Genomic DNA, 26,513 nt, shown 5'->3' on the forward strand with positions numbered 1-26,513 from the left:
AATGCGTAACTTTACATTTTTAAAGCTTAGGATCGTTGTACTTCTCGGAGTGCTTTTATCTTCGCTGGGCGTAATGGCACAAAATGCCGTTCCATTTGCTCCCAGGCTCCCGGGTGGAAGCATGAGGATAAAGGGGGACGTTATATTTGTGGGGAACAATATACTTAACCGGTCTCCAAATCCTAACACAGCTTTTAACTCAGGAGGTGATAATAACGGCCAGACGATGGAGTATATTAACGTTGCCCCCACATCTACTCCCGGAGAAATATTCAGTTCCAGTAGTGCCAATTTAGTATGGCCTACCACGAGCAACTGTTATCGTGTGGCCTATGCAGGTTTATACTGGGCCTCTATTTATCCTTTTGAAAGGAGTACTAACAGCGGGCAAAATTTTACGCCGGGTAATGGTGCGACAGATGCGCAACGTTATAACTTTAGGGATGTTAAAATAAAATTTCCTTTAGCTACTACTTATACTAACCTTACCGCAGATACTACAATATTTGATGGTTTTGGGTATAACAATGGTAACCCTAATGGTCAGTTGAATTCTTCTTTTAAAGACTGTCCTATTATTTGTTATAAGGATGTAACCAGCCTTGTACAGGGACTGGCGCAGCCCGAAGGTGAATATACTGTTGCCAACGTAAGGGCTACAAGAGGTCAAAGAAACGGAGGATGTGCCGGTGGATGGGTTCTTGTAATTATTTATGAGAATGGTGATGCTAATACTCCTAGTAAATTTGTGTCTGTTTTTGACGGATATTCAGGAGTTGGTTCAAGTAATACCGTAACTTACAATGTAACAGGATTTACAACACTTCCTGCGCCTTTTGATGTTAAGGCACGTTTTGGTATCGGAGCACTTGAGGGTGACTTAAATACTACAGGTGATGGTTTGAGCATAAAAGCAAATATTTCAAGTGCTCCGGAGACAGCATTGTCAAACGCTCTGAATCCTGTAAATAACTTCTTTAACTCGACTATTACAAGGGATGCGGCGTATGTTACCACACGGAATCCTGCCAGCACCAATACACTCGGATTTGATCTGGACATGTTTGATATTCCGAATCCACCAAAAGCAAACGGGGATAAGAATAGCGTAATACCAAATGGTACTACTGGAGCTGCTTTGAAATTAACTACGAGCGGTGACGGTTATGGTGCTTTCCTGTCTACTTTTTCGGTTGAGGTTATTGAACCGAAAATTGTTCTTACCAAAACTGTAAAAAATATGGCGGGCACCAATATTGCCGGGGCTCCGCTTGATTTGGGCGAATCTTTATATTATGATATTACCTATCAGAATAATGGTAATGATGACGCACAAAACTTTACAATTCGTGATGTATTACCTGCCAATACTGTTTTTGAAGAGGTAGTGCTTCCGCTTCCTCCGGGAGTGACCTATACTTTCCCAACACCGGGAACGATCTTGTTTAATGTTTCTAACAATAACCAGATAAAAAAAGGTGGTGGGCAATACACCATAAGAATCAAAGTTAGGGTAGCGAGTGACTGTAATGAGTTTACCGACCATTGTTCTAATATTATACAAAACTCGGCGTATGGTACTTATAGAGGTGTAGAAAATACAACTCAAATTACTGATGACCCGAGTGTTTCTGTTATTGCATGTAATGCAGCACCGGGGCCGGTAAACTTCCTTGCTGATGTTTCATTATGTCAGTATCAAAGTACCGTAACACTTTGTGGACCTACTTTAACGCTTACTGCAGGTGCCGGTTATGCCGGTTATGCATGGTTCAGAAAAGATCCGGGAGGAGACGTTCCTATTGGTAACTCTCAATCGGTAATCGTTAATGTTCCGGCAGAGTATTATGTAATTAATACGCCGACTGCACCATGTATTGGGATAGAAGAACATTTTACAGTTGTTTTGTCTACGGTTCTTCCTCCAAACCCACTTATTGCTCAGGCAGATAAAACTGCCGTATGTGCCAATAATGGTATAGTGATGACTAATATATTTTTATGTGGGCTTAATGATGAGCGTTTATTATCTGCAGGATCTGTAGTAGGTACTGCAAGATGGTACAAGCTTAACACAGCTACATGTAATACAGCACTACCTGCAAACTGTCCTCACAATGCATGTCCTGAATCAAGCTGGACACTTTTACAGACAGGTACCAGCTATACTGCGAATGCCGCCGGTGAATACCGTTTGGTAATCGATAACTTAGGTTGTCAGGCTGTTTATTATTTTAATGTAGATAAGAACAACCTAAATCCTCAGTATGTAATTAAGAGCAGGATATGTGGCTCTCCGGGAGAAATTAAGGTAACAAACGTAGGTGCGGGTTATGAGTACCAGTTTAGAAACCAGTCTACCGGTGCTATACTTCAGGCATATTCAACCAATGATACGTATACCGTAAACGCAGATGGTGTTTATTATGTAGAGATCCGTCAGGTAGGTGTTACCGATGGCTGTGTGTTTACAATAGGTAACCTTGGTATGACCAATGCAACTTTAGATGCTACCATTACAGTTGTTGATAAAACATGTAGCACTACTGATCCTGCAAGTATAACAATTCAGCCACTTGGATTACAGTTTGTAAATCCTAACCAGCAATACAAATACACTATTACCGGTCCTGCTACGATAACTTCGCCATGGATCAATAATAGCAATCCTTATACGTTTAATAACCTTGCACCGGGTACTTATACTGTTACTGTTGTAAACAACGGTACATGTACTCTTACAAGGACAGTAACAATAAACGATTACAGCAACCCTCAGGCTACAGCAGTTGTACAACAAGGTATAACGTGTGATCCGGGGATAATAAGAATTACGGCTACAGGTGGTAAAGCACCATATAGCTTTGCCGCTTACAGCAAAGATGGAGTTGTATACAATCCTGCAGAGCCTTATTTCTCTGATGGGCTTTATGAGGTTACTGCCGCCAATGCAGGTACTTATGTATTTGTAGTGGTAGATGCTAATGGCTGTACGGTTAACTCTAATGCCGTTACAATTACTACTATTACGCCAACCATTACTACTGCATTTACTAACCCTAAATGTTTGGGAGAAAACAATGGTACTATTACCGTAACAGCTACAGGATCGGGTATTACTTATGAACTTACAGATTCTTCTGGAACAGTAACACCTAGTACAACCGGTAGTTTTGTTAACCTTGCACCGGGTACTTATACTGTTGATGTTATACAAACTACACCAACTAATGTTTGTAGAATTCCACGCACTTTCACGCTTGTTCCGGCAACAGCTGTAACAGCGCCAACGCCAACTATAACAGCCCCGTTAACCTGTGTGACAAATGCTACTATTACAGTAGGTAACGCTTCGGGTGGTACAGGACCTTATGAGTATAGCATAAATGGTACTACATTTGGAACGTCTCAAACATTTACAAATATTGCAGCAGGTACTTACCATGTAACGGTTAAAGATGCTAACGGATGTACTTTCCAGACAGCATCGGTAACGGTTACTGCACCACCTGCAATTACAGCGATAAATGTTTCTCAGACTCCAGTAACATGTCCATCGCAAACATCGAATGTAACACTTACCGCTACAGGTGGTACAGGTTCATTTACGTATGCAATTACAGCTCCGGCTTCGGCAGCTGCTTCAAATACTACAGGTGTATTTAACAACCTTGCACCAAATACATACAGTGTTTTGGTTACAGATAGCTATGGCTGTACACGTACAGGAAGCTTCACTGTAAATCCAATCACACCTGCAAGCGTAATAGGTTATTTGATGAAGCCAGTTGCCTGTATAGGTACTTCTACAGGAGCAATACGCTTTAATATAAGTGGTATTGGGTCAACCTACAATTATACGATAACTTCATCTGCGGGAGCTACGGTAATCACTCCGGGTACGGTAAATGGAGCTAGTTCAAACCCAATATTCTTTAATAACATTGCGGCAGGGACTTATACGCTAACAGTAACAAATCCTGTTACAAACTGTACGGCTTCAGCATCTGTAACAGTTACAGCACCTTCTGCTGCTCTTGCGGTTACAACTACGCTTTTACAGCCTACCTGTACAGTAGCAACAGGAACTGCAACGGCTAACGTTACAGGCGGATGGGGTAGTAACATATACACTATTACTGGCCCAAGCCCAAGTACAACACCAAGTGCACCTCAGAGTTCACCTACGTTTACAAATCTTGCACCTGGAACATATGAAATCACGGTAACCGACCTAAATGGTAACGGATGTACTGTAACAACAGCAAGCTTTACTATTCAGGCAGACGGGCCTCCGGTACTTACAGTTACCGGTTCAGATCTTTGTCTTCCTTCATCTTTCATTACTGTTGAAGTAACTGCGGGAACAGGTAAAGCTCCATTCCAGTTCAGCCTTAATGGTGCAGCTTATGCTGCGGGTACAGCAGCTGATGGTACTACTTACAATAATCTTCCAGCGGGTACCCATACTATTACAGTAAGGGATGCTAACGGATGTACTAACACAACAACCGTAACCAGAACAATAAACGCTCAGCTTACGGCTTCAACATCTTTAACAAAAGGAATTACCTGTGTGCCGGCTCCAACCGATGCTCAGATTGCAGTGACTATAGGTGGTGGACAAGCTTCATATACGTATGAAGTAACAACTGATGGAGGTACTACATATGCTGCACCGGTAACGGTAACAGGTTCGTTTACATATAGCACAGCTACAGCGGGCAATTACCAGTTCCGTATTACTGATGCGGCGGGTTGTACAGTAACAACGCCTGTAAGAACAGTAGCGCCATTGGTACAACCTGAATTTGCTTTCGGGCCAACTACTGATATTTTATGTAACGGAGCCAGTACTGGTGCCCTTACTGTAAATATTGATAATACTAAAGGACTTGCTCCTTATACCATTGCGGTTACAAACACTGACACTTCAACATCTTACGGTACGCAGGTAAGCGGACTGCCGGAAGGTAATTATTCGGTTACCGTAACTGATGCTAATGGCTGTACAGTAACACATACAGAATATATTGATGAGCCGGATCCGATTGCCTTTAACTATGATAAAACCGATATTTCATGTAATAATCCGGGAGGTATTGCTTACGGTCAGATCGTAGTAGGTTTTGGTGGCGGAGTTACAGGTGGTGTCGCTCCTTATACTTATACTGTAAGTAATAACTTTGGCGATGTACTTCCGGTTCAGACAAATATGAACGGTGCACCATATACATTCATGATTGTAAACTATGGTATCTATACCATCGAGGTAACGGATGCTAACGGATGTACTTCTACAATAAATAATATTGTAATTGCATCTCCGCCAAATGCACTTGATATTGATGTTAGCTCAACGGTAGATTGTGTTAACGGAGGTACAGCTACTGTAGAGGTAGGTGCAGTTATCATTGGTAGTACATATAAATTTGCAATACTAACGCAAAGCAGCCTGCCGTTTGTTGCTAACGTAGCTACAGACTATAAAGATGCAGATGCAGGTACTCCTACAATAGCGACATTCAATAACCTTATACCGGGTGTTCTGTATACTTTTGTGGTATGGGATACTACTACCGATTGTTACTATTTTGAGCAGGCAGATTACCCGATACCTACAAACTCTACAATTACAACAACTACGATTATACCAAATAACGTAACGTGTTTTGGTGAAGCTGATGGTAATGTAGGATTTACATTTAGCGGATACAGCGCTACGACTACCCAGGTTAAATATGAGATTTTCAGGTCTCCTTCAAACCTTACAACAGGTATAACAGCTACTATTCCTACAACAGGAACTTCAACTACGGTTACTAGCATCCCTGGCGATTTGGCTCCTGGCGATTACGTAATCGTTTATACTGAAATTGATGGTTCAGTTGCAGGATGTAGCCAGTCATCGGCAAGTTTTGAAATCAACCAGTCGGCAACAATGCTTGTAGCATCGGCTGTAGTAACTAAAAACGACAATTGCGATACTAATGCAGGTATCATTATGGCTTCGGCTTCATTTGGTACAGCTCCATATTCATACCAGCTGCTTGCAGCTGCGGCTCCTGCACCTACTGAAGCTACATGGGCAGGACAGGCTTCGCCGGTATTTAATACGGAAGGTGGTAACTACATTGTATATGTAAAAGATGCCAACGACTGTATAAAACCTTTCTCAATAACATTGCCTACAGATGTTTCTCCGGTAATTGCCGCAGTAATTACTCCGGGAATACAGTGTAGTGCTGCTGAAGGAGGCTTTAGTATTGATGTAACCCAGACGGCAGGTAATGCAGGTGGTTATACTTATAGCCTTGACGGAGGTGCTTTCGAAGCTCAAACGGCTCCGTTTACCTATACTGATCTGACTTCCGGTAACCACACTGTACAGGTTATGGATGCTAACGGATGTACTATGATAGCACCGGTATCGGTTACTATTTATCCTCCTCTAAGCGTAACTGCACAGCCTACAGTTCAGCCAGCATGTGCTGATAATGACGGTGAGATTGAAGCAGAAGGCGATGGTGGCTCAGGAAACTATACTTATGAGCTTGCAGGGCCTGTTAATGTGGCGGCTCAGCCAAGCCCGCTGTTTACAGCACTTCCTCATGGTACATATACGGTAACTATAACCGATACGACTACATTATGTGATGAAACAGTTACAGTAACACTGGAGGATGCTATTGAGATCCTTCCGGCTGATATCACTTTTGATCAGGTAGATGTAGCATGTAACGGCGAATCAGATGGTGTTATAAATGTTTATTTAGCAGCTACCAATACTGATATTCCTTATACTTACTCGCTAAACGGAGGTACGCCACAAACAACACCTCAGTTTACAGGTTTAGCAGCAAATACTTATACTATTGATGTAACATCGGGTAAAGGATGTACAGAACAAATTACAGTAACAATAGTTGAGCCTTCTCAGCTGGCTATAGATGTACCTGGAATTGTAGTAACACCATCTGCTTGTAATCCGGCAGACAATACACCTACTGTTGCAACAGTTACGTTTGATGCAGTTGCAACTACAGGAACAGCTCCGTACAAATACAGTATAAATGGTTCAGTATACAACGATGCACCGGATAATACTTTTAATGTTACAGATACAGGAGCACAACAGACCGTAACATTATACCTGATGGATGCTCATGGTTGTGTGGTTACTGAAACGGTAACTATCGATCCGCTTCCGGTTATGACGGATGCTGTTGTAACTCTTGTTCCGGGAATGGGAATAACGTGTAATAACGATGAAACAGTTACAGTTACTGTAACAGGTGGGTCGGGCAACTACACATTTGAGCTTCTTCCTGATGGTAGCCAGATAGAACAACCGGGCGCTGGCGTAAGCAGCCAGAACTTTGACCTTACAGAACCGGGTACTTATGTATTTAGGGTAACCGACCGTGGTACAGGATGTGAAATAACTACTGATCCTTATATTATTAATGATTTTGACCTGATAGAAGTTGAGGCTACGGCATCTACTCCGGTAGACTGTCAGGGGTCTAGTACAGGTACTATAACTATAGATGTTCAGAATTATAATGATGCTTACAACTATGAAGTACTTGACGGTACTACAATAGTAGCTTCAGGAAGTGGTGATGTAACTGTAGCGAATCCGTTTACTATTACAGGTGTACCTTCGGGCAACCTTACGGTAAGGGTTATAGCAACAGGAACTCCTTTCTGTGATGCTGTTTCAGCAGCTATAAATGTTGATGCACCTGCCGATGTACTTACTGCAATTGCAACACAAACAGGCAGCGTTCAGTGTACTAACGACCAGGGTGAAATAACCGTATCTGCTACAGGTGGATGGGGTGGATATGAATACCAGCTGGTAAACACAACAACATCTACGACTATTCAGGCATTTGCCACAAACAACCAGTTTACAGGTCTTCCTGCGGGAGATTATGAACTTACGGTGAGGGATTCAAGCGGATGTGATAATGCTGTTGATACAGTTACATTAGCTCCGATTGCCCCTATCACGGCTAATATTTCGGCTTCAGCTACAGCTGTGGCTTGTAAAGATGACCAGACTGTAACTATTGAAGCTATAACAGTAGCAGGCGGACAGGGTACGTATGAGTACATACTTAATACTTACGACGCTGCGGGTACTGCAATAGAGAGCAGCACAGGTGCTCAGTTAAGCCCAATATTTAATAATAATGGCGCAGGAACATACAGCATAACGGTTATTGACGGATGGAACTGTGGACCATTTGAAACTCCGACTGTAACGATTACAGAACCGGATCAGCTGATAGGCACACTTTCGCTTACAGATGAGCTTTCATGTCTTACAGGGGCCGAACTTACAATTGAAGGTGTAGGCGGTACAGCTCCGTATGAGTTTAGTACTGACGGTGGTACAACCTGGAACCCTTCAAACAATGCAGGTGGTACTTATTTAGTTACAATTCCGGTTAACGGAGCAGGTACATATCAGTACCAGGTAAGAGACAATAACGGTTGTGATGTAGTACTTACAAATGAAGTTACTATCGATCCTGTTCCGGCATTAAATATTGACCTTAACCTTGATGCTGCCGAAGTTAACTGTAACGGTGTAAACAATGCTTACATACTTGCACTGGCTACAGGTGGTTTAGGTAACTATCAGTATACTCTTGTAGACGCAGCGAACGCTGTTGTGGCAGGACCTAATATTACAGGTGAATTTGAAGATCTTGGGGCAGGAGCATATTATGTTCGTGTAAACAGCGGCGATTGTGAACTTACATCTCCAGTAATAAATATTACAGAGCCGGATCCGCTGGTTGTGACTTTCACTGTTGAAAATATATTATGTTTCGATGGTCCTAACAGTACTAACGGACGTATAACCGTTAATACAACAGGAGGAACTGCCCCTATGCAATATGCAATTTCGCCAAATCTTGACCAGTTCTTTGATAGTAATGTATTCTATCCGCTAACAGTAGGAACTTATGATGTACTTACTCAGGATGCGAATGGCTGTTTCTATTTAGAGACTATTACGATCACGCAACCGGATCCGATTGAGGCTACCATTGATTATGTTCAGGATGAAGCATGTCTTGGTGCCGGTGATGGTATTATTGAGGTATCACTTATGGGTGGTACAGGTACTTATGAGATCAGTACCGATGATATTACTTATGTTCCTGTAACGGGTACTTCATATACGCTGACAGGACTACCTTCAGGACTTACTACAGTATATGTAAAAGACCAGAACGGATGTAGCCTTAACCCTCCTATGGAGCAGCCTATCCTACCGGGAGTAGATATGGCTCCTGAGGCTACGGTAACACCAACATGTGTGGCTAACTCGCCTAATAACGATGTTACCATTACTATTATTCCTGGAGTAGATCCGGCTAACGTAACCTACTCTATAGATGGTATTAACTATCAGGCGTCTAATATATTTACAAATGTTGGCCTTGCACCGGGTACTTATGTTGCTTATGCAAGACACATTGTTCCGGTTTCGAACCTTACCTGTATACAAACAGATAATTTTGTAATTGATACATATATTGCTATTTCTGCTTCGGTAACAGCAACAACAGATGTAAACTGTTTTGGTGATGCTACAGGAGAGATCACTGTAACAGCAACAGGCGGTACAGGAACACTTAGCTATGCTATTGCAGATGCAGATGTTCTTCCGCTTGTCTTTGGTACTTACCAGGCTACAGGAGTGTTTACAGATCTTGCAGCAGGTAACTATGCAGTGAGCATAATGGATGACAACCTTGGTTGTGAGACTCAGGTAACAGCTACTATTGCTGAACCGGCTGCGCCGCTTGCGGCTACAGCAGACTCTCAGACAAACATCCTTTGTTACGGAGATGCTACCGGAGATGCTACCGTAAACGTTACCGGAGGTACAGTGCCTTATACTTACAGTTGGGATACTACACCGGTTCAGACAAATGCTACGGCTACCGGACTGACAGCAGGTACGTATACAGTAACAGTTACTGATGATAACGGTTGTACAACAACACAGTCGTTCACCATTACAGAGCCGGCTGCGGCACTAGTTGCAACGGCAGGAACTCAGACAAACGTTCTTTGTTATGGTAATGCAACAGGAGATGCAACAGTAAATGTAACGGGAGGTACTCCAACATACAGCTATAGCTGGGATACTACTCCGGTACAAACAACTGCTACAGCTACAGGCCTTACAGCAGGAACATATACAGTAACTGTAACAGATGCTAACGGATGTATGACTACACAGTCGTTTACGATAACACAACCTGCTGCACCGCTATCAGCTGCTATCGGTGCTACCCAAACAGATGTTCTTTGTTTTGGTGCAGCTACAGGTTCAGCTACGGTAAATGTAACAGGAGGTACTCCAACATACAGCTACAGCTGGGATACTACTCCGGTACAAACTACCGCTACGGCTACAGGCCTTACAGCAGGGACGTATACAGTAACAGTAACTGATGCTAACGGATGTATGACTACCCAGTCGTTCACAATAACACAACCTGCCGCAGCATTAGTTGCAACGGCAGGAACCCAAACAAACGTACTTTGTTATGGTAATGCTACAGGTGACGCTACAGTAAATGTAACGGGTGGTACAGGAGCATACAGCTACAGCTGGAATACTACTCCGGTACAAACTACCGCTACGGCTACCGGCCTTACAGCAGGTACATATACGGTAACGATAACCGATGCTAACGGATGTACGACTACCCAGTCGTTCACGATAACACAACCAGCAGCAGCGCTTGCTGCTACAGCAGGAGCACAAACAAACGTTCTTTGTTATGGTAATGCAACAGGTTCGGCTACGGTAAACGTAACCGGAGGTACAGCAGCTTATACTTATAGCTGGAATACAACTCCGGTTCAGACAACTGCTACTGCTACCGGCCTTACAGCAGGTACATATACAGTAACGGTAACCGATGCTAACGGTTGTACGACAACGCAGTCGTTCACCATTACGCAGCCTGCGGCACCACTATCTGCTACAACAGGTGGTACACAAACAAATGTTCTTTGTTTTGGTAATGCTACGGGTTCAGCTACGGTAAATGTAACAGGAGGTACTCCAACATATAGCTATAGCTGGAATACAACTCCGGTACAAACTACCGCTACGGCTACAGGCCTAACAGCTGGTACATATACAGTAACAATAACCGATGCTAACGGATGTACGACTACCCAGTCGTTCACGATAACACAACCTACAGCAGCGCTTGCTGCTACAGCAGGAGCACAAACAAATGTTCTTTGTTATGCTGCTGCAACAGGTTCGGCTACAGTAAACGTAACAGGAGGTACAGGAGCCTATACTTATAGCTGGAATACAACTCCTGTACAAACTACCGCTACGGCTATAGGCCTTACAGCCGGTACTTATACCGTAATGGTAACCGATGCTAACGGTTGTACAACTACACAGTCGTTCACAATTACGCAGCCTGCTTCGGCAGTAACTGCTACGACAACACATACTGATGAGCAGTGTTTAGGAGATAATAATGGTAGTATTACAGTAATGCCTCAGGGTGGTACTGCACCATATACTGCAAGCCTTAACGGGGGAGCAGCTACACCTGTACCTGCAGCACCTGCGGGAACACCAATCGTGTTCAACGGACTTGGTGGAGGTAACTATACTATTGTTGTAACCGATGCTAACGGTTGTACCGTTTCTTCTACAACAACAGTACTTACGGGTATAGTGATTAATCCAACTGTTTCAACAACACAGGAGTGTGATATGGTAACAGTAGTGGTAAGTGTAGATCCATCGGTTGTAGGTCAGGTAACCTACTCACTTGATGGAGGAGCACCTCAGGCATCAAATACTTTTGTTCAGCAGCTTAACCCTGCAGTGCCACACACTGTAACAGTTGTACATACTCAGGGATGTTCGAGAACAACGGCACCGTTTACAATTGCTCCGGTAATACCTATTAACCTTACTCCGGCTGATGTAACCGTAACTAATATTGCGTGTCACGGTCAGGATGTTGGTTCTGCTGTAGTTAATGCAACAGGAGGTACAGGTCCGCTTCAATATGCAATTACATGGGATATATGGCCTACAGCATTCTATGGCCCGTCGAATACATTTACCGACCTTTTAGCCGGTGATTATGAGATTCATGTTAAAGATGCTATGGGATGTCACACTTCGGTATGGATTACCATAACTGAACCTGCTCAGCAACTTGTTATTGCAGCAGCAGTAGGACAGCATGAAAGCTGTGTGAATGCTCACGATGGTGCTATCGATATTACGTCGATTACTGGTGGTGTGCCTCCATATTATGTGGCACTAGACTCTCCGGCTAACTTCCAGCCATACAATGCGGGTGCAACTCCTGACTTCGCTGGTCTTTACGGTCGTGCATTACCATATGATGTTTATGTAAGAGATGCTAATGGTTGTTATGCTAAAGTTCAGGTAACTATAGAAAAAGGTGTAAACCTTGTTCCTAATATCCAGACTGTATTAAGCTGTGTAAACAATGCACCGGTAAATACGGTAACAGCCACTCTTAATGCGATTATCAACGATGTGGAATACAAACTTGAGACATCTACAGGAACGCTGATTCAGGATTTTGATCCTAACCATACATGGGAACTTGCACCAGGCAGCTATGTTTATACTGTGAGACATATTAACGGATGTCAAAAAGACTTCGCATTTACAGTTCAGCCACGTGTGCCTATCACAGTAACTTCGGTTACACCGGTAGATGCAACATGTAACGGTAATGCCGATGGTACACTAACTGTTGTCGCAACAGGAGGTACAGGTTCACTTAGCTACGGAATCTCTCCGGATTATGTAATGACAAGCAACCCTGTGTTTACAGGATTACCTGCCGGAACTTATACTATCAGGGTACAGGATCAGTACGGATGTTATGTAGACTTTACTAACTTCCCTGCAATAGGCGAGCCGGCAGTAATAACGGTTACTGACGTGATGAACCTTCCAGAGACTTGTGTTGACGATAACGATGCGGCATTCGAGATTGCCATAGCGGGTGGAAACGCTCCTTATGCAACCAGCCTTGATGTTAACGGTCCGTTTGTTTCGGGTCAGACATTGTTTGATAACCTTGACGGAGGTACATATACTGTATATATTCAGGATGCAAATGGCTGTACGGCTACACATGATGTTGTATTGATTTCTCCAGATGATATCGATGCAAGAGCAGAGGTAGTTTATAATTGTGATCAGAACACGGTTACTATTGTTACTAACAGCGCTATTAATCCGGCAGAACTTAACTATAACATAGTAGGTCCTAAAGATGGTAATAGCCCTACGCAAACATCAAACGTGTTTACTAACCTGGAGGATGGTAACTACGAAGTAGAGGTTGTAAATACAGTAACAGGATGTACGGATATTGTATCATTCAATATTACAAGTGTTCCGGATCTGGCATTATCAGTAACAGAAAGCGGACTGAACGAGGTTAAAGCTATTGTAGTAGGTGGCGAGGGTCCTTACCAGTATACTTTTGACGGTAACAGCATGGGTACTAAAAACACATTTGTATACTATGCGAGCGGTACTTATGAAATAACTGTAACCGATGCCAGAGGATGTACACGAGTAGTTAATATAACTGTTGAGTTTATTGATGTAATACTTCCGGATGTGGTTAGCCCGAACGGAGACGGACAAAACGATACATGGTCACCGGGTAACACTGAAAATTACCCAGATATCAAGTCGGAGATATTTGACCGTTACGGACGTAAACTTGTTACACTAAGACAAGGCCAGGAATGGGATGGTACTTATGACGGACATCCGATGCCAACAGGAGATTACTGGTACCTTGTTAAACTTGGAGATGCAGACGACAGAAGCTTTGTAGGACACTTCACTATTTACAGATAAAAATTAATGACGGCCACGCTTACTACATGGCGTGGCCTGATTTAAAAATTTCAATTTGGACAAAAACATAAGGACACAATGAAAAAAATAATTACCCTGCTAGTACTAATCATAGCTTTCCCGTTTGTAAATGCACAGGAGCTTAACATACCTACATTTACACAATATCTGGCAGACAACCCATTTGTTATTTCTCCTGCCTATGCCGGGATTGGGGACTATGTTAAAATAAGAGCCAATGGCCTTACGCAGTGGGTAGGTTTAAAAGATGCTCCCGATAACCAGTCGCTGGCTGCCGACGCAAGGATAACGGCTCACGATGGGGTAGGGATATTCCTTTACAATGATAAGAATGGTTATACAAGACAATATGGTGGAAGGATTTCGTATGCTCACCACCTTATTCTCGATGATTACTATGAGCAGTATCTTTCGCTAGGTTTATCGTATAACATGAACCAGTTTAAGATTGATATTGAAGACATGCAAACTCCTGATGGTTCGGTTAACAACAACCGTTATACAGTAAACCACAACTTCGATGTGTCGGCGCTTTACCGCCAGGGCGCTTTTTATGCAAGCTTCACTGCCGGTAATATCCTAAACAAAGACATTGACATTTACGGGATCAATGAGCCTAAGAAATTAAGGAACTATCAGGTATATACCGGTTATACTTTTAGAGGAAGCAGTAATTTTGAAGTTGAGCCTTCGGCTTACTTCCACTATTTTGAAGCTGATGGAAGGTCGAGTACCGACTTTAACCTTAAGTTCCGTTATATGGATAATGAGAATTATTACTGGGCGGGTATCAACTACCGTTTCCTGAATGACCAGTTTGGAGATCCGTTAAACATAGGCCCAATGGTTGGGCTTAAGTACCATAACTTTTATTTTGCCTACTCGTACCAGGTAACTACCAACGAACTGTTAGCTTATAACAACGGAACACATATGGTAACCATTGGTCTTGATATTTTCCAGGGTATTAGCGACTGTCCTTGTACCAATGGTACACACTAAGATATAGCGATATTAGATTCCCCCAAGTTTCTAATCCAAATCACACTTGTGATTTATGGAAAAAGCCTCACGAAAGTGAGGCTTTTTTATTAGAGTCTGAATTCTAGTGAGGGGCCTATCATAAAAGCTTCTGGGGAGATATATAGTTGTACATATGATGATAATTGTAGACCAATAAATACATTTTTATTCAGTTTGTACTTATAGGCAGCGCTTAAAAATAGACCAAAATCGTCAACTTTTTGATTACTCATATATAAATCAATATAAGTTTGGGTTCCATCTGTGTAAGATACAAATTCAGGTCTACTTGAATATTCTCTTAAATAGAAAAAGCCAAGTGAGGCTGTTAAATGATGCTTTTGTGAAAAAATAAAATCTTTTGAAAAATTTGGCATAAACATCCATCCTGAAGTTGCAGTTGTTGTTGTCGAAAACAAATTATTTTCATAATCTCCTTTTGATTCATAGTGAATAATGTCGAAATTAAACCAAAAGTATTTGTTGAGTTTTAAGCCCGTACCAGCCTGTAAGAACATACCAGGTTTATCAGCATAGCGATATGATGTTTTATAGAGGCCAGTATCAAAATAGATTCTATATTTATGGTTTAATGTTGTATCCTGTTGAGAGAAACAAAAAGCAGAAATAAATAATAAAAGTAAAGTGATTTTTTGAGTCATATATGATTTAAAACGATTTTGATAGTGTAAGGCCGATTGCTCTAAAGTTATCGGGTAATATGTAATTATTTTTGCCTTTAAAGGTTTGGGTAATATTCAAATCAATCCCTACACTGAAATTATTATTTAATTTGTACTTATATCTTAATCCTATTGTTCGGGACAAGTACGAAGATTTTTTTGATAGCATTTCCGATGACACAATAGTCACATCCTGACCATCTATAAATGCAGGAATTTTAATTTGTACAAAGTCGGTTCCATCAAGCCAAAGGCACCCTATTCCGGTGTAGAAAGATAAATAGTTATGACCTTCGTTTACAAATGTCAGATGAAGATTAGTACCAGCTGTAGTCATTGCTGTTTTGGTATACCATTTATCTTCGTTGTTATTAGAGGCCGTGTTATATGTAAAATCATTAGGAAAATCACTTCCGCTTACATGTGTTAATGATGCTTCAAGTAATAAATAACCAGTAAGTTTATATTGATATCCTATATTGTAGCCAAAACCTGAAAGATAATCATCAAAATCTACATAATAACCTGTAAGGCTTACAGATGATTTTTTTTCTTGAGAATATAGTGATACGAAACTGTAGAGACAGATAACTAATAAAAATTTTGAAGTATTTAGCATATTGTAAGGGGTAGGGGAAATTCCCTCCCCATATTAATTAATCACCTAGGAAAGTATAATAATGTTCAAAAAAATATTCAAATCTGTCAATTCTTCGAACATAATAATAGCATTATTATGTGTATATATTGCATTATCTGGTTCTGATCCGCCAATAATTGTAGTCAGCACTTGGCTTCTGTCTAGTTCTCTATTACCTTTAAAATAGGATTTGCTTACAGATCCTGTATGAGTTACAGTCATAGTTGTTTCGGGAGAAAATTCCCCTGCTGCATTTAAACTAAGTTTAGTATTCACGTTGTAAGAAGTATTACCTCCATCACCCCTTTTTACATAACATAAAATTTGTTGTGTATTTTCAATTGGAGTCCAATTTGGATCCCATTGCCATGAATAAGATTTTTTTCATAATAAAAGTTTTAGTAATTGAGGATGAGTAGCTAAATTAAAAATATGTCGCTATATTTTTGTTAAAAAAATGCTAAAAACCTGTAGTGTTGGCTATTATGTTTTCCTCAACCCCCAAACCGCAATTACTAAACATGCAATACACCATAACAGCAATTGCCATGTAACAACAGGCCATCCTCCGGCGTCCCAACAACGGATACCTACAAATGTGCCCAGTGCACCACCAATAAAATAAGTGGTCATATAAGCAGTATTGATACGGCTATGCGCAGTGGCATCAAGGGTATATATAGTTGCAATATTGGTTACCTGTGTAGCCTGTACACCTACATCAAGCAGCAATACCGTAATGATGAATGCCACTACCGATTCGGGCATTATCATTACAAGCAGTATTGAGATAAGTACAAGGCCAATGGAAATTGCCTGCGAACGTGCAGGGTTTCCTTTATCGGCCAGTTTTCCTACCAATGGGGCTATCATGGCACCACCTATAGCCAGTATACCAAATAGTCCGATGATATCTGTACCAAAGTTAAAAGGTGCTCCGCTGAGGTGAAACGTTAGTGTCGTCCAGAACGAACAGAAGATACCAAAGGCAAGTCCGCCTAAAAGAGCCGTTCTTCGTAATAAGGCAAAACGTTTAAACTGCTGTAATGCTGATCCTAAAAGCTGTATATAATTGCCTTCAAACATAACCTGTTTTCGGTCAGGAATAGTAAACTGGAAGGTTAATGCGCCAAGCATTACCATAACAGACGATATGCCATATACCCAACGCCAGTTGGCCCATTCGGCAATAAGGCCGCTAAATACCCTTGCGGCCAGTATCCCTATAAGTATACCGGTAATGATAATACCTACATTACGCCCACGGTTCACGCTATCCATACTGGCAGCTAACGGCAGTATCACCTGTGCTGCTACGCTTAGCAAACCAATAAGAAGGCTGAAAACACTCACCCAGAAAAAGTTCTGAACAAAGGTTGTACCTACTAAGGTGCCAACCAATACTAACTGAAGCAGTAGTATGAGTTTCTTTCGGTTTATCTTGTCGCCAAGAGGGGTGATGAAGAAAAGCCCAAGTCCATAGCCTGCCTGCGCTAACACTGATAGAATTCCGGCGTGGCTTTCGCTAACGCTAAAATCGTGTGCTATGTCTTTAAGTATGGGTTGGTTGTAATAAATATTGGCTACGCAAATACCTGCTGCAGCCGACATGACCAAAAGCTGTGTTTTGGTGATAGGAGTATCCTGCATAAAATTGTGTGTGTTTTTTGGAACTATAAAGGTCGGGAATTTATCAATGTTCCCTGTTAGAAATATCCACAATCATACCATAAGTACTGATGTCACACCTCATTAACTTTTGGTTATCCTACCTTCTTAATAATGTAAGTGACTATACCCCAGATAACAAACTGGTTATCTTCGGTAACTTTTACCGGAGGGTAGTCCGGATTTTCGGGCATAAGGTAAAGGCAGTCGGTATCAATTTTTAAACGCTTTACCGTAAATTCACCATCAATAAGGCAAACGGCTATTTTTCCGTCGGCGGGTTCAAGGCTACGGTCGGTAACTAAAATATCACCATCATCTATACCCGCTCCGGTCATGGAGTTTCCATCAACTTTTATATAAAAGGTAGCCAGGGGATTTCTGTCTGATACCACTTTGTTAAGATCAATCTTGTATTCCATAAAATCCAGTGCCGGAGATGGAAAACCGGCCTTTACCCCATGAGATACAAAAGGCTGCGACGTACCACTCTCAAGATCGGGTGGATGTACAGAAACTTTAGGGATATGATTTTTCTTTATCGGCATTGTACTACAAGTATATCATTAATATCAGTGGTATAGCGGGGCGATAACATTTTCTGGTTCATATCCCAGGTTTTTTTTGCCTGAGTGGCCAGTCGTATTTTGCGTCCGCCATGTTTTGTGTTTACTTTGTCCATGGCCTTCATCAGGGCCTGGTGTCTTGGGTCTTCGTCATCGAACATGTTAAACTGTTTTGCATTGTCAGGAATCAGTTCCGTAACCACTACACCGGCTTTTTTAAATTTTATGGTGTCAATATTTTCCAGCATATTTTTTAGCAGTTCTACCGCGGCATTGCTAATGGTAAGTGCAGAGGCTGTGGCATAAGGCAGGGTAACCGATCTGCTGTAATAGTATTTTGGATTATTGATGCTGTGCTTATCGGCAACAAGCATTACAATAATGGTATGGCATAGTGAGTTTTGCTTGCGTAACTTCTCGGCTGTAACCGTTGCAAAAGTGGATACGCGTTCACGGATAAGATCATAATCCGTAAGTTGTTTAGGGAAACTGCGTGTAGTTGCAATGCTCTTTTTCTTTTCCGGAACTTCACCGCTGCCCAGGGTAGGTGTGCCTTCAAGTTCGCATTTAATGCGTTTGCCTACCACGCCCATTTCATTTTGTATCCACTGCTCCATATGAGGCTGTACAAAATCATAAGCAGTAAGTACATTACGGGCTTTGAGCTTTTTTACGGTGCGGTACCCAATGCCCCAGACATCCTCTATTTTAAGCCATTTTAGTGCTTTTATACGTTTTTCTTCAGAGTCGATAACATAAGTGCCCAGCGTCCTGTCGGGATATTTTCGTGCAATGCGGTTTGCAGCCTTGGCAAGGGTTTTTGTTGGTGCGATGCCTACACAGACCGGTATACTGAGCCATTTCATTATGCGCTTTTTCATTGTGGTGCCATACGCATGATAGTCTTCAATAGAAACCCCATAAAAATCCAGAAATGCTTCATCTATGCTATATTCTTCGACATTAGGGGTAAAGGTACGCAGGATGCCAAAAACACGGTCGCTAAGGTCGCCATAGAGCGAATAGTTGCTTGAGAATACTTTTACGTTGTCTGCTTTAAGCTGTTCCCTTACTTTAAATTCAGGGGCTCCCATAGGTATGCCCATAGCTTTAGCCTCATCGCTTCGGGAAATGATGCAGCCGTCGTTGTTAGACAATACCACAACAGGTTTACCCTGCCATTGCGGCTGGAAAACCCTTTCACAGGATACATAAAAGTTATTACAGTCTACGAGGGCATACATGCTACAAAGTTAGTTCAAAAACGGATTGATTTGTTGTTAAAAACGTGATGAGGTGTTAGCGGTATTGGTTAATTAGTTATTTTTAATCTTGTAAGATTTTGGTTATATGAAACAAATAATATTTTTAGTTTTCTTCTGCTTGACCTTTAAAGGTATTGCACAGGACATGCAGGTGGCGGACAGCCTGCAGTCAGGTTACGTAAAGTATATTTTTACAAGACAGGTTTCTCCTTTTAGCCAGGAGTACGTTGATGCTCCGGCTTTTCTCAATTTCAATTCTGGCGAAACTGTTTTTGTTACCGGAAGGTTTGGCATGGAAGAAAAACATAATACAGGTGAATTAATGGGTGATTCGGCAGGAATAGGTTATGTCGGCCCGACATCATCTGAAAAAGGGTTTATGGTCTATAGGAATTTCATAACTAAAGAGATTACCTATAACCAGCTTAAACTTGCCAGTTTTCCGCCCTATGTAGTTAAGGATAACTGGGTAGAGATGAAATGGGAACTGTCTGAAAAAACCAAAGTGATTGCCGGATACAACGTTAAGAAGGCTACGACTGTTTTCAGGGGTACAAAATATACCGTTTGGTATACTGATAGTATACCATTGCCGTATGGGCCTTTAAAGCTGTTTGGTTTGCCGGGTGTGATTCTGGAAGCCACCGTGCATAATGTAGGTATGAATGGCAGAGACACTATGTATAAAGCCTTTGAAGTTTGTTATCCGTGCAGCAATAATCAAACAATAGAAGCGCCTGTGGAAGATGTGGTGAAAACAATCGAAGAAGAAGTTCTATTCAGGGATAATTTTCAATACTATTTTGTTAGCGAATCCAATGAAAAATTTAAACCGTTTGGTGGGAAAATGTTTTTAAGCGAACTCCCTTCTGAAAGGGCAATTCTTAATAAAAGAAAAGAATCACATGAAAAGGTATACGAATGGGAAACCAAAGATACCAAACGTGTTTTACAGGGAATTGACTATAAAAACCTGTTAGATCCGAATAAAAAAGGAGGTGAAGATTTAACGCTTCCTGACTTCAGTAAATTTTGATTTCTGCTATGTTTTAAAATGCTGTACAGGTTCGTTAAAGTAGTGTTAAGTAACCTCTGGGTAACAGGCTTTTGGCTGCTTTATTCGTAAATTTAGTATACATTTTAAAATTCATACATTATGTCATTATTAAAAGATAAGGTAGCTGTAGTATCAGGTGCCGGATCGGGTATAGGACGTGCAGTTGCAGAAACATATGCACGCGAAGGAGCTAAAGTAGTAATCACAGATATTAACGAAGAACACGGTAATGCTACCGTAAAAGCAATACAGGAAGCCGGAGGAGAGGCTTTTTTTGTTAAAGCTGATTCGTCTGTTGCCGAAGAGAACAAAAAACTGGTTGAAGCCGTTGTTGCTAAATACGGCAGATTGGACATCGCCTGCAATAATGCCGGTATGGGCGGACCTGCAGCGCCAACAGGAGAATACGATCCTGCTGCATGGGACAGGGTAATTGCATTGAACCTTAATGGTGTGTTTTATGCCTGTCGTTATGAGATTGAACAGATGATGAAGAACGGAGGAGGAAGCATTGTAAATATTGCTTCTATACATGGTACTGTGGCCGCCCCTAACAGTCCGGCTTATACGGCTTCTAAGCATGGGGTAGTGGGTCTTACTAAAAATATTGCATCTGAATATGGCGAGAAAAATATCCGCTGTAATGCTGTTGGGCCGGGTTATATCGAAACTCCGCTGCTGACAGATCATCTTAATAAAGATATGATGCAGGCAGTTGCCGATAAGAGTACTATGAAAAGGCTGGGTACACCTCAGGAGATTGCAGAGCTGGTATTGTTCCTGAGTTCAGATAAATCCTCATTTACCACAGGCAGTTATGTTATTGCCGACGGAGGATATACTTCTATTTAATTCAGGTTAGTTATAAAAGAAAAGGCCACCGGGGTAAAACGGTGGCCTTTTAGCATTATGTCAGTTTTTGTTTTATATTTTCAATAGCCCAAGTACAAAGTCAGGCTGAAGTCCCATAGCAATATTAAGAGCTATAGAAAGTACAGCTACGATTGTATACATAACCGGTGTAGGCTGAACCTCAGAAGTAGCTTCTTTAGTATACATGGCCAGAATCAGTTTGAAGTAGTATCCAACACTCACGATAGAGTTAAGAATAGCTATGATAACGATTGCCACATGGCCTGTGCTTAAAACCTGGTTGAACAGGAAGAATTTAGCAAAGAAACCTGAGAAAATAGGAATCCCAGCCATTGATAATAACGAACACGTTAATACTGCAGCCATAAGAGGGTTGCGTTTTCCAAGTCCGTTAAAGTTATATACCTCTTCGTTTCCTTTATCACCACAAACAGAAAGGATAACAGCAAAGGCAGCAATCCCTGCAAATGCATAAGCAGCAGTATAGTATAATAGTGTAGCAGGAGTTTCGATAGGGTTAAAGAATACCATTAGCATGAATCCGGCATGTGATATACCCGAAAATGCAAGCATACGTTTTACGTTAGTCTGTACTAAAGCGGTAATGTTACCCACTGTCATAGACAGTATCGAAACAATACTTATTATTGTAATATAAGTACCCGGAACCGTAAGGTTCAGGCTTGTCATAAGCTTAAAGAAGGCAGCAATGGCAGCAACCTTTGTTAGTGTGCTCATTGTTGCTGTTGTAAGTGCAGGTGATCCTTCATATACATCCGGTGCCCAGAAATGGAACGGAACAGCTGCAATTTTGAATAACAAACCTATTGACATCATTACAATACCGATAAAGTACCATGCGGGCATAGGTTGGTTTTCAAGAATCTTACCATAGATAACAGAAGTGTCAAATGAACCTGTTGCGCCATAAATAAGTGCTATACCAAAAAGAATGAAACCTGAGGCAAAAGCTCCCATAAGGAAGTATTTCATACCTGCTTCGTTACTTTTCAGGTTTTTAGGCTGGCTGGCTGCCAGTACATAAAGTGCGATAGAAAGAATCTCGATTCCAAGGAAGAACATCGCAAGGTTTCCAAAACATACCATTGCAATAGCTCCCGTTAAAAGGAAAAGTTTTATGGCTACAAAATCAGATAGTTTGGCTTTATGCTCTTTGTGAAAATCCGGAGTAAGTGCAATAAGGAAAATCGTAAGTATTATAAATAAGCACGAAAATGCTGCCGAAAAATTATTGGTGATCACCATGCTGTTAAAATAGCGGTAGTAATGTCCAAAATCCGGCACTGTAAGCGCAAGCGATCCTAATAATCCCAAAATAGTGATAGGAACGATAGCCTTTCTTAAGTTAAAAATCTCAGCTATAAGGCATATAATCCCTAATCCTGCAATAGCTATTAATGTATACATCTTATATCGGGCTTAATTAAATCTGTTTATAATTCGAACAAGTCTCTCAAGTTCCGGAGTAATAAATTCGGTAATTGGTTTCGGATAGATACCAAAGAATATCAATACGGCAATAATTGCTATGAAAACAAAAGCTTCGCCAAAAGTAACATCTGCAAACGGTTTAGCATTTTGCTCACCAAGCATTACCTGCTGGAACATTTTTAGCATGTAAAAAGCACCCAGTATAATTGTTGTTCCTGCAATTACGGCAAACCATATATGCGTTTGTGCCATACTGTACAGCAATTCAAATTCTCCAATGAAGTTAAAAGTTAACGGCATGGCTACCGATGCCAGTACCAATATCATGAACATTGAAGCAAACTTAGGCGTCTGTACTCTTATTCCCCCCATCTCGCTAATCTCTCCTGTAGCATACCTGCGTGAAATAATCTCAGCAGCATAAAATAGTCCTACTACTACGAAACCGTGAGCAAGCATTTGAAGGAAAGCACCACGGATACCATCAAGCGTAAGTGTGTAAGCACCGGCAGCGATAAGTCCTACGTGAGCAAGCGATGAATAAGCAAGTAGTTTTTTGATGTCTGTCTGTTTCAGTGCAAGGATGGATCCATATATAACACCGGCAATACCAAGGCCAACAAAAACATACATATATTCAGTTGCAGGTTTAGGGGCAATAGGTAATTGCCATCTGATGATACTGTAAATAGCCATCTTAAGCATGATACCCGATAAAAGCATGGTACCAGCGGTAGGTGACTTTTGGTATACATTAGCCTGCCATGTATGGAAAGGTATGATTGGAATTTTTATAGCGTAAGCTAAGAAGAATGCCAGGAATATAAAAAACTGTTCTTTGTCAGTTAATATAGCTCTGTATAGCGTTGTGTTCAGGAAGTTTCCACCTTTTTGATACAGGTATATAAAGGCTACCAGCATGAAAAGTGAACCTGCAAATGTGTAGATAAAGAATTTTACAACAGCCTTTTTTCTGCTTTCCCAGTCGCCATTACCCCACAGAAGTGAAATAAAGTAAATTGGAATTAGCGAAAGTTCCCAGAAGATATAATAAACAAAACCATCAACGCTTACAAATGTACCTGCCATGGCAAATGCCATGAAAAGGATAAGTGCATAAAAAGTTCTTGAATTATTAATCGAATTTCTGAAGGTTGCCAGTATAATTATTGGGGTAAGCGCTGTAGTTAGCAAAAGCATGGTAAGCGATAGCGAATCTGCCTGGAATCCTAAAATGATCATAGGATTTTCAACCCACGTTTTAATGTAGCTAACAGAGGCCCCCCCTGTATATTTATAAGTAAGGTAAGCAGTCGCAGCAAATGCAGCCGTACTGAAAATAAGTGCTGCTTTAGAGGCCCATTTGTCGCCTACAAAGTAACTTGCTGCTGCCCCGAATAATAAGATAATAAGTACAAATGATATGTCCATCAGTTATGAATTATTTTGCCAAAAATATATAAACTACTATTGAGCAGATACCCAGCACGAATGCAAAAAGGTAAAAGCCGATACTTCCCGTCTGAAGGGTTTTTCCTTCGCTGCCCAGCATATTTGCCACTTTGCCCAGACCGAATATGAAGCCTGAAAAAGCTGCCTCGGTAACATCTCTGAAGAAACTTCCGATTGCATAAATTGGGTTTACAATTATGGCAGTGTAAATCTCGTCTACATAAAATTTGTTATACAATACTTTAGCAAAGCCTGTAATCTCACTATCCTGTGCAGGTACAGCCGATTGTCTGATGTATTTTGAATAAGCTACTCCGATACCGATTAGCGCACCTACTACAGCAATACCCATAAGCATGTATGCAGTACCGTCAAGTTCATGGTGATGCGCCGGCTTAGCAAGAACAGGCGCAAGATAATGATTTAGCCAGCTGTTGCCCGGAAGGCTGATAACTCCTCCAACTAAAGCAAGAATTGCTAAAACGATAAGAGGGAATGTAATTAGTCCCGGAGATTCGTGTAAATGGTGTTTTTGCTCTTCTGTACCTCTGAAGTCTTTGTAGAAAGTGAGGTATAGTAAACGGAACATATAGAAAGCTGTCATGATTGACGCTAACGATCCGATTACCCAAAGCACTTTATTTTGGTGGAAAGCCGTCATCAGGATCTCATCTTTAGAGAAGAAACCTGAAAATGGAGGTAATCCTGAGATAGCAAGTGTTGAGATAAGGAATGTAATGTAAGTTATCTTCATTACACCTTTAAGTCCGCCCATGTTGCGCATATCCTGCTCGCCATGAAGCGCGTGGATAACAGAACCTGAACCAAGGAATAAACATGCTTTAAAGAATGCGTGTGTTATTACGTGGAAAACAGCAATCTCATAAGCACCAAGACCAAGGGCAAGGAACATTAGTCCTAATTGCGATACTGTAGAGTAAGCAAGCACTTTTTTGATGTCATTCTGAACAAGGCCTATAGCTGCAGCAATTAGTGAAGTAATAGCTCCTACCACTGCAATTACAGTTTGTACATCAGGTGTTAGGTTAAACAGGAAGTTCATTCTCGTAACCATGAAGATACCGGCTGTTACCATCGTAGCTGCGTGAATAAGGGCTGAAACCGGTGTAGGTCCTGCCATCGCATCCGGTAACCATGTGTATAATGGCAACTGTGCACTCTTACCACAAGCACCTATGAAAAGGCATAATGCAGCAATGCTTAACCAGGTTGCATCTACCTCTGCGCCGGAAGAAAGGGCAGTAGCGATAGTGGTATAGTCTAATGAGTGGAATAAATATCCGATGATAAAGATACCGATAAGGAAACCTAAGTCACCAATACGGTTCATAATGAATGCTTTTTTCGCAGCATCATTGTAGTCTTGGTTTTTGTACCAGAAACCAATTAGCAGGTAAGAACAAAGTCCAACACCTTCCCAGCCGATAAACATTATAAGAAGGTTGCTTCCCATTACAAGCGTAATCATAAAGAATACGAAAAGGTTAAGGTAAGCGAAGAATTTGTGCATGTTCTCATCGTCATGCATATAGCTTATAGAATATACATGGATAAGTGTACCGATACCGGTAACAAACATTAACCATAGTAGCGAAAGCTGGTCTAATTGGAAACCGAAGTTTACATTGAAGTTAGCTAGTGTTAGCCATTCAAACAGGTCAACCATTACCGGTTTTCCGGTATTTATTACCTGTAAGAAGAACGTTAGTGTTACAACAAATGATGTTGCTACTGCAAGGGTTCCTAATGTGCCCGATGCACCTTTGCCAAGTTTTTTGCCAAAGAAAACGTTAAGCAAGAAACCTGCAAACGGGGCGAATAATAATAGTAAAGCCAAATTTGTATCCATCAGG

The 26,513-nt window shown here is 41.3% G+C and carries 13 protein-coding genes; 4 read left to right on the plus strand and 9 right to left on the minus strand.

Annotated features, from left to right (window positions below; genetic code table 11):
- Nucleotide 1 precedes the first annotated feature (1 nt).
- On the plus strand, nt 2-13,939 hold the full coding sequence (locus tag ACFSR3_RS05800) for a T9SS type B sorting domain-containing protein (RefSeq protein ID WP_379820129.1): 13,938 nt from the start codon (nt 2-4) through the stop codon (nt 13,937-13,939).
- 78 nt (nt 13,940-14,017) lie between these two features.
- Nucleotides 14,018-14,962: a PorP/SprF family type IX secretion system membrane protein gene (locus tag ACFSR3_RS05805; RefSeq protein ID WP_379820130.1), complete on the plus strand. Its 945-nt coding sequence runs from the start codon at nt 14,018-14,020 to the stop codon at nt 14,960-14,962.
- Between the two features lie 89 nt (nt 14,963-15,051).
- Here the strand turns inward: ACFSR3_RS05805 and ACFSR3_RS05810 are convergent, their stop codons facing one another.
- The 6 genes from ACFSR3_RS05810 to ACFSR3_RS05835 all read right to left on the minus strand — a co-directional run bounded on the left by ACFSR3_RS05810 (nt 15,052) and on the right by ACFSR3_RS05835 (nt 19,784).
- Nucleotides 15,052-15,645, minus strand: coding sequence for a hypothetical protein (locus tag ACFSR3_RS05810; protein WP_379820131.1), 594 nt, complete (start codon nt 15,643-15,645; stop codon nt 15,052-15,054).
- Nucleotides 15,646-15,652: 7 nt separating this feature from the next.
- The gene (locus ACFSR3_RS05815) at nt 15,653-16,285 is read right to left on the minus strand and encodes an outer membrane beta-barrel protein (RefSeq protein WP_379820132.1); all 633 of its coding nucleotides are present in this window, start codon (nt 16,283-16,285) and stop codon (nt 15,653-15,655) included.
- Between the two features lie 45 nt (nt 16,286-16,330).
- Nucleotides 16,331-16,582, minus strand: coding sequence for a hypothetical protein (locus tag ACFSR3_RS05820; protein ID WP_379820133.1), 252 nt, complete (start codon nt 16,580-16,582; stop codon nt 16,331-16,333).
- Nucleotides 16,583-16,789: 207 nt separating this feature from the next.
- Nucleotides 16,790-17,956, minus strand: coding sequence for an MFS transporter (locus ACFSR3_RS05825; RefSeq protein WP_379820134.1), 1,167 nt, complete (start codon nt 17,954-17,956; stop codon nt 16,790-16,792).
- A gap of 113 nt (nt 17,957-18,069) precedes the next feature.
- A complete protein-coding gene (locus ACFSR3_RS05830; RefSeq protein WP_169519902.1) occupies nt 18,070-18,522 on the minus strand; it encodes a LexA family protein in 453 nt (150 codons plus the stop codon).
- The gene (locus tag ACFSR3_RS05835) at nt 18,513-19,784 is read right to left on the minus strand and encodes a Y-family DNA polymerase (protein WP_379820135.1); all 1,272 of its coding nucleotides are present in this window, start codon (nt 19,782-19,784) and stop codon (nt 18,513-18,515) included. Before ACFSR3_RS05835 ends, ACFSR3_RS05830 begins: the two co-directional genes overlap by 10 nt.
- Nucleotides 19,785-19,890: 106 nt before the next feature.
- Between ACFSR3_RS05835 and ACFSR3_RS05840 the strand changes: the two genes are divergently transcribed.
- The gene (locus ACFSR3_RS05840) at nt 19,891-20,841 is read left to right on the plus strand and encodes a GLPGLI family protein (RefSeq protein ID WP_379820136.1); all 951 of its coding nucleotides are present in this window, start codon (nt 19,891-19,893) and stop codon (nt 20,839-20,841) included.
- Between the two features lie 120 nt (nt 20,842-20,961).
- The gene (locus tag ACFSR3_RS05845) at nt 20,962-21,714 is read left to right on the plus strand and encodes an SDR family NAD(P)-dependent oxidoreductase (protein WP_379820137.1); all 753 of its coding nucleotides are present in this window, start codon (nt 20,962-20,964) and stop codon (nt 21,712-21,714) included.
- A gap of 72 nt (nt 21,715-21,786) precedes the next feature.
- Here the strand turns inward: ACFSR3_RS05845 and ACFSR3_RS05850 are convergent, their stop codons facing one another.
- From ACFSR3_RS05850 to nuoL, 3 genes are read right to left on the minus strand one after another with little or no spacing between them, the layout of a single operon-like run.
- Nucleotides 21,787-23,163 (minus strand): NADH-quinone oxidoreductase subunit N, encoded by a 1,377-nt coding sequence (locus ACFSR3_RS05850; RefSeq protein WP_379820138.1) that lies wholly within the window; start codon nt 23,161-23,163, stop codon nt 21,787-21,789.
- 12 nt (nt 23,164-23,175) lie between these two features.
- On the minus strand, nt 23,176-24,618 hold the full coding sequence (locus ACFSR3_RS05855) for a complex I subunit 4 family protein (RefSeq protein ID WP_114758193.1): 1,443 nt from the start codon (nt 24,616-24,618) through the stop codon (nt 23,176-23,178).
- A 10-nt stretch (nt 24,619-24,628) separates the two neighbouring features.
- Nucleotides 24,629-26,509 (minus strand): NADH-quinone oxidoreductase subunit L, encoded by a 1,881-nt coding sequence (gene nuoL, locus ACFSR3_RS05860; protein WP_379820139.1) that lies wholly within the window; start codon nt 26,507-26,509, stop codon nt 24,629-24,631.
- Nucleotides 26,510-26,513: the final 4 nt, after the last annotated feature.

The organism is Flavobacterium suzhouense, assembly GCF_042684765.1.
Classification (GTDB): domain Bacteria; phylum Bacteroidota; class Bacteroidia; order Flavobacteriales; family Flavobacteriaceae; genus Flavobacterium; species Flavobacterium suzhouense.

Coding starts and splice junctions, on each gene's coding strand:
- ACFSR3_RS05850 (WP_379820138.1), bottom strand. CDS start 23,163: ATGTATACATTAATAGCTATTGCAGGATTAGGGATTATATGCCTTATA.
- ACFSR3_RS05855 (WP_114758193.1), bottom strand. CDS start 24,618: ATGGACATATCATTTGTACTTATTATCTTATTATTCGGGGCAGCAGCA.
- ACFSR3_RS05805 (WP_379820130.1), top strand. CDS start 14,018: ATGAAAAAAATAATTACCCTGCTAGTACTAATCATAGCTTTCCCGTTT.
- ACFSR3_RS05840 (WP_379820136.1), top strand. CDS start 19,891: ATGAAACAAATAATATTTTTAGTTTTCTTCTGCTTGACCTTTAAAGGT.
- ACFSR3_RS05810 (WP_379820131.1), bottom strand. CDS start 15,645: ATGACTCAAAAAATCACTTTACTTTTATTATTTATTTCTGCTTTTTGT.
- ACFSR3_RS05825 (WP_379820134.1), bottom strand. CDS start 17,956: ATGCAGGATACTCCTATCACCAAAACACAGCTTTTGGTCATGTCGGCT.
- ACFSR3_RS05830 (WP_169519902.1), bottom strand. CDS start 18,522: ATGCCGATAAAGAAAAATCATATCCCTAAAGTTTCTGTACATCCACCC.
- ACFSR3_RS05835 (WP_379820135.1), bottom strand. CDS start 19,784: ATGTATGCCCTCGTAGACTGTAATAACTTTTATGTATCCTGTGAAAGG.
- ACFSR3_RS05800 (WP_379820129.1), top strand. CDS start 2: ATGCGTAACTTTACATTTTTAAAGCTTAGGATCGTTGTACTTCTCGGA.
- ACFSR3_RS05815 (WP_379820132.1), bottom strand. CDS start 16,285: ATGCTAAATACTTCAAAATTTTTATTAGTTATCTGTCTCTACAGTTTC.
- nuoL (WP_379820139.1), bottom strand. CDS start 26,509: ATGGATACAAATTTGGCTTTACTATTATTATTCGCCCCGTTTGCAGGT.
- ACFSR3_RS05845 (WP_379820137.1), top strand. CDS start 20,962: ATGTCATTATTAAAAGATAAGGTAGCTGTAGTATCAGGTGCCGGATCG.